The 5,378-nt window shown below is 67.1% G+C and carries 5 protein-coding genes; 3 read left to right on the forward strand and 2 right to left on the reverse strand.

Features of this window, described 5'->3' with window-relative positions:
* Window positions 1-513, reverse strand: a 513-nt coding sequence (locus VN047_RS02105; protein ID WP_325539541.1) for an ABC transporter ATP-binding protein, incomplete at its 3' end; no start/stop codon positions are given.
* On the reverse strand, window positions 510-1,712 hold the full coding sequence (locus VN047_RS02110) for a PLP-dependent aminotransferase family protein (RefSeq protein WP_325539543.1): 1,203 nt from the start codon (window positions 1,710-1,712) through the stop codon (window positions 510-512). The genes VN047_RS02105 and VN047_RS02110, both read right to left, overlap by 4 nt.
* A gap of 153 nt (window positions 1,713-1,865) precedes the next feature.
* Between VN047_RS02110 and VN047_RS02115 the strand changes: the two genes are divergently transcribed.
* From VN047_RS02115 to VN047_RS02125, 3 genes are read left to right on the forward strand one after another with little or no spacing between them, the layout of a single operon-like run.
* Window positions 1,866-3,251, forward strand: a complete 1,386-nt coding sequence (locus tag VN047_RS02115) for an amidohydrolase (RefSeq protein ID WP_325539545.1) — start codon at window positions 1,866-1,868, stop codon at window positions 3,249-3,251.
* Window positions 3,248-4,528: an amidohydrolase family protein gene (locus VN047_RS02120; protein ID WP_325539547.1), complete on the forward strand. Its 1,281-nt coding sequence runs from the start codon at window positions 3,248-3,250 to the stop codon at window positions 4,526-4,528. Before VN047_RS02115 ends, VN047_RS02120 begins: the two co-directional genes overlap by 4 nt.
* Window positions 4,525-5,247 (forward strand): hypothetical protein, encoded by a 723-nt coding sequence (locus VN047_RS02125; protein ID WP_325539549.1) that lies wholly within the window; start codon window positions 4,525-4,527, stop codon window positions 5,245-5,247. Before VN047_RS02120 ends, VN047_RS02125 begins: the two co-directional genes overlap by 4 nt.
* Window positions 5,248-5,378 lie beyond the last annotated feature (131 nt).

The raw sequence follows: 5,378 nt of genomic DNA on the forward strand, positions 1-5,378 counted from the left end.
GCGAGGGTAGGCCAATGAGCGCCGAATGGAAATGCGGCCACCCTCGATCTGACGCCAACACCAAGATCGTCCGCAATGGCGCTGGCCGCCCGACAGGGCGTCGGGACGCCGCTCGCCGAGCCCGTCGAGTTTCACCAGCGCCAGCGCGTTCGCGACCTTCTTCGCCGCTTCGCTTCCCTTGATCCCGCGCACGCGCAGCGGGAAGGCGACATTTTGGGCAACGCTCATATGCGGGAACAGCGCATAATTCTGGAAAACGACGCCCATGTTGCGCCGGTACGGCGGGCGGTCGGCGAGCGATGCGCCGCCAAGCAATATCGCGCCCGCGCTCGGGGTTTCGAAACCCGCAAGCATCATCAGCGTTGTCGTCTTCCCCGACCCCGACGGGCCGAGCAGCGTCAGAAATTCCCCGCGCTCGATCGCAAGGTCGAGATCGGCGACGGCGGCGGGGCCGCCCGCGGCATAGCGTTTCTCGACACCGCGAAACTCGACGAGAGGGGAAGCGATGGTCATAGGCCGGCCAGCGCCCGATAGACCGCGCCCAGCCGCCTGATCCCGTCGTCGATCTGATCCGGCGTCGTATAGCTGTAGGACAGGCGGATATGGTTGCGCGGCGCGGCGGTGCTTTGCGCGGCGAAGAAGCGGCTGCCCGCAATCAGATGGACCCCGGCGTCGTGGGCGCGCGCGGCGAGCAGGTCGCCGTCGACATGGCCGGGCAGCGTCAGCCACACGTAATAGCCGCCTTCGGGCACCGCGACCGCAGCGCCCGGGAGCTCGCGCGCGACTGCGGCGACGATATGGTCGCGGCGCTTGCGATATTCGCGCTGCACGCGTGCGATATGCGCCGAAAACTGGTCCGAACGCGCAAATTCATAGATGGTCCGCTGGATCAGCGGCGACGAACCGCCCTCGGATTTGAGCTGGACCATCCGCGCGACCAGCGCGGGCTCGGCGGCAACCCAGCCGATCCGGAGGCCCGGTGCGACGAGCTTGGAGAATGTGCCAAGGTGAAAGACCGACCCCGAACGGTCGAGCGCTTTCAGCAGGGGCGCGTCGGGTCCATCGAAGCGCACGCGGCGATAGGGGCTGTCCTCGACGATCGGGATACCGCGCGCCTCGGCCAGCGCGACGAGCGCTTCGCGCCGCGCGGCGGGCATCGTCGCGCCGGTCGGATTATGGAATTCGGGGATGTTGTAGATGAATTTGGGCGGTGCCTTCCCTGCGGCGGCGCGTCCATCGAGTGCGGCTTCGAGCGCGTCGACGTCGAGCCCGGCCTCGTCCTGCCCGATCTCGATGAATTCGGCGCCGTAATTGCGGAAGATCGGGATGGCGGTGAAATAGGTCGGTGCGGTGACGACGATCGCATCGCCTTCGTCGAGCAGCAGGCGGCAGACGAGGTCGATGCCCTGCTTGGCGCCGTTGGTGATCAGGATATGGTCGGCGGTCAGTGCGCAGCCATCCTCGTTCATCCAGTTCGCGAGCCATTCGCGCAAATAGGCCTGCCCGCGGCCGGAGGCATATTGCAGCACCTCTTCGCGGTGCCCCGTCAGCGCTTCGGCAGCGAAGCGGCTGAGGTCGGGAAGCAGCTGCGGCGCCGCGAAACCCGAATCGAACAGGATGATCTCGTCGCCGAATTCGGACGGGAAATGGGGAGCGGGGAGCTGCGTCGAAAGATGTTCGGCCCGGCGCGCCAGGCAATCGTCATTCCACAAAATTCGGCCCCTCCATTGCTCCGCCGTCTGCGGAACATCTCACCCTGCCGAGAACGATGGTTCGTGCGGGCGAATCCGCCATCGCCGAACGGGCAAAAATCGAATGGCGGATTCGCGGCGCTCGTCGCTCGTCAAATCGGGGAGGCGGGAAGAATGACATCGAGACCGAAGCAGTTGGGCGGAGTGTGCGGTGCGCTGATATCGCTCGCGGCTGCGAGCGGGGCGCTGGCAGCGCACGGCGCTCCCGACGATCCGTTTCCGGGTACCTATCATCCCGCCGCCGCGGCGCCTCTGGCGATCGTCGGCGCGACGCTGTTGACCGGGACCGGAGCCGAGATTGTCGATGCGACGCTCCTGATCGCGAACGGCAAGGTCGAAGCCGTGGGCACCGCGCTGCCGGTACCCGAGGGCTATGCCCGCCTCGACGGCCGCGGGAAATGGGTGACGCCCGGGATCATCGATGCGCATTCGCATCTCGGCGTCTACCCCTCGCCCGCGACGCCGTCGCATGAGGACGGCAATGAAGCGGTGTCGCCGAACACCGCCGAGGTCTGGGCCGAGCATTCGGTATGGCCGCAAGATCCGAAGTTCCGCCTGGCGCGGGCGGGCGGGGTGACCAGCCTGATGATCCTGCCGGGGTCGGCCAATCTGTTCGGCGGCCGCTCGGTCACGCTCAAGAATGTGCCCTCGGTGACGACGCAAGGCATGAAGTTCCCGGGCGCGCCCTATGGCCTGAAGATCGCATGCGGCGAGAATCCGAAGCGCGTCTATGGCGGCAAGGGGCGTTCGCCGGCAACGCGAATGGGCAATGTCGCGGGTTATCGCAAGGCATGGATCGACGCCGCCGACTACGTCCGTCGCCGGGACAAATGGGAAGCGGACGGGAAGGCGGGCGATCCGCCGAAACGCGACCTGCAGCTCGAAACGCTCGCCGGGGTGCTGCGCGGCGAAATTCTCGTCCAGAACCATTGCTACCGCGCCGACGAGATGGCGGTAATGGTCGATGTCGCGCGCGAGTTCGGATTCAGGATCCGCACATTCCACCACGCCAACGAGGCGTTCAAGATCGCTCCGTTGCTCGCAAAGGAAGATATTTGCGTCGCGACCTGGGCGAACAGCTGGGGCGCGAAGATGGAATCGCTCGACGGGATCGAGGAAAATGCGCCGATGATCGACGCCGCCGGCGGCTGCGCTATCATCCACTCGGACGACGGTCTGCTCATCCAGCGTCTCAATCAGGAAGCCGGTATCGCGATGACCGCCGCCAACCACGCCGGCCTGTCGATCAGCCGGGGCGAGGCGATCAAATGGATCACCGCCAATCCGGCAAAGGCAATGGGAATCGTCGACAGGGTCGGCACGCTCGAACCCGGCAAGATGGCCGACGTCGTGCTGTGGAGCGCGAACCCGTTCAGCGTCTATGCGCTCGCCGACCGGGTGTGGGTCGACGGGGTGATCCAGTGGGACCGCGCCGACCCACGCTATCAAAAACCGTCCGATTTCATACTCGGCCAGCCCGGGCAGGAGTTCGCGCGATGATCCGCGCTCTTGCCACCGTTCTTGCCCTTGTCTGCGCCATGCCCGCCGCGGCCCAGACGGTTGCAATCACGGGAGGCCGTGTCGTCACCATGGGGCCGATGGGCGAAATCGGGCGCGGTACGGTGGTGATCACGGGCGGCCGGATCGTGGCAGTCGGGGCCGATGTCGCGGTGCCGGCCGGAGCGAAAATCGTCGACGCGACGGGCAAGATCGTGACCCCCGGCCTTGTCGCGGCGGGTACTGCGCTCGGGCTGATCGAAGTGCGCGCGGTCGAGGCGACCGACGATCGCGCCACTGACGCAAGCGACCTCAGCGCTGCTTTCGACGCGGGCTACGGGCTCAATCCCGACTCGCTGCTGATCCCCGTCGCGCGGCTGGGCGGCATCACCCGCGCGATCGCCACTCCGGCCTACAAGGACAAGGGCGGCCGCGAACTGCTGTTCGCAGGGCAGGCGGCCGCCGTCGTGCTCGATGGCCGGGCGATGCTGATGAAGCGCGGGGTCGCGATGGTGCTGGACATGGGCGACGCGGGGGCCGAGCGCGCAGGCGGTGCACGCGGCGCCGAGCTTGTCGCGTTGCGCGCACTCTTTGCCGAGGTGCGCGACTACAAGATACGCCGCGCCGCGTACGACCGCGGCGAGACGCGCGCTTATGCGCTGTCACGCGCCGACATGGACGCGCTCATCCCCGTCGTCGAGGGACGCATGCCGCTGCTCGTCAGCGTGAACCGCGCCGCCGACATCCGCGATGCGCTGGCGCTGGCGCGCGAGGAGCGGCTGAAGCTGATCCTTGAAAGCGCGAGCGAGGGCTGGCGCGTCGCGGACGAGATCGCCGCCGCGGGGGTTCCCGTCCTTTTGACACCCGTCGAAAATACGCCCGCATCGTTCGAGATGCTGGGTGCGACCCTGACGAACGCCGCGCGCCTCGCCGCCGCGGGGGTCACCATCGCGATCGAGGGCAATGGCAATCACCGTGAGCGCGAGATGCGTTACAACGCGGGTAACGCCGTCGCCAACGGGCTCGACTGGACGGCGGCGCTCGCATCGATCACGATCAGCCCTGCGCGCATCTTCGGCCTCGCCGACCATATCGGCTCGCTCGAGGTCGGCAAGGACGGCGACGTCGTGATCTGGGACGGCGATCCGCTCGACACGCTCGCCCGCCCGACTGCCGTCTTCATCCGCGGCGCGGCGCAGCCGATGACCTCGCGCGCGACCGAACTTCGCGATCGTTACCTTCCCGCCGTCCTGCATCCTGCCAATGGAGAAACGCCATGAACACCAACCGCCTTCTCGTGCTCTATTCGGGCGTGCTCACCGCCGCCTGTGCAATCGCCATGACGACCAGCGCCGGCGCCGACACCGCGCCCGCCAAGGCGGCGTTCGACGAGATCGACGTCAAGCGGATCAACATCCGCGAGGACGACGGGACGATCCGCATGATCGTGTCGAACACCAGCCGCTCGCCGGGCATCATCATGCATGGCAAGGAACGTCCGCATCCGAGCGGCAACCGCGGCGCGGGGATCATCTTCTACAACAACGAAGGATCCGAAAACGGCGGCCTGACCTTCAGCGGCCAGAGGGGCCCCGACGGCAAGGTATCGGGCGGCGGCCATCTGAGCTTTGACCAATATGAGCAGGATCAGGTGATCCAGCTGACCCAGAATGAATATAACGGCCGGCGCTGGGCCGCGATGGTCGTCAACGACCGCCCCGATGCCCCGCTCGATTTCGACATGGCCGAACGGCTGTCGAAGATGCCCGACGGTCCCGAAAAGACCGCCGCGCTGCAAAAGGTGCAGGCGGACGGAAGCTTCGGCCGCCAGCGGCTTTATGTCGGCAAGACGCGCGACCGCGAGTCGGCGGTGATGCTCAACGACGCGATGGGCCGTCCGCGTATCCTGATGAAGGTCACCCCCGACGGCAAGGCGTCGATCGATTTCCTCGACGACAAGGGCGGCGTGATCCGCTCGGTCACCCCCGACGCCAAATGAGGCACGCTGCGCTCGTCCTTCTCGCGGCCACCGCGCTTGCAGGATGCGCGGCGTCCGAGCGGCCGCGATCCGCACCGACGCCCGTCGCCGACGCGGCGCCGGCGTTCGACCGCGATCCGTATCCGGGCACC

Origin of the sequence: Sphingopyxis sp., assembly GCF_035565275.1 — a bacterium.
GTDB lineage: Bacteria > Pseudomonadota > Alphaproteobacteria > Sphingomonadales > Sphingomonadaceae > Sphingopyxis.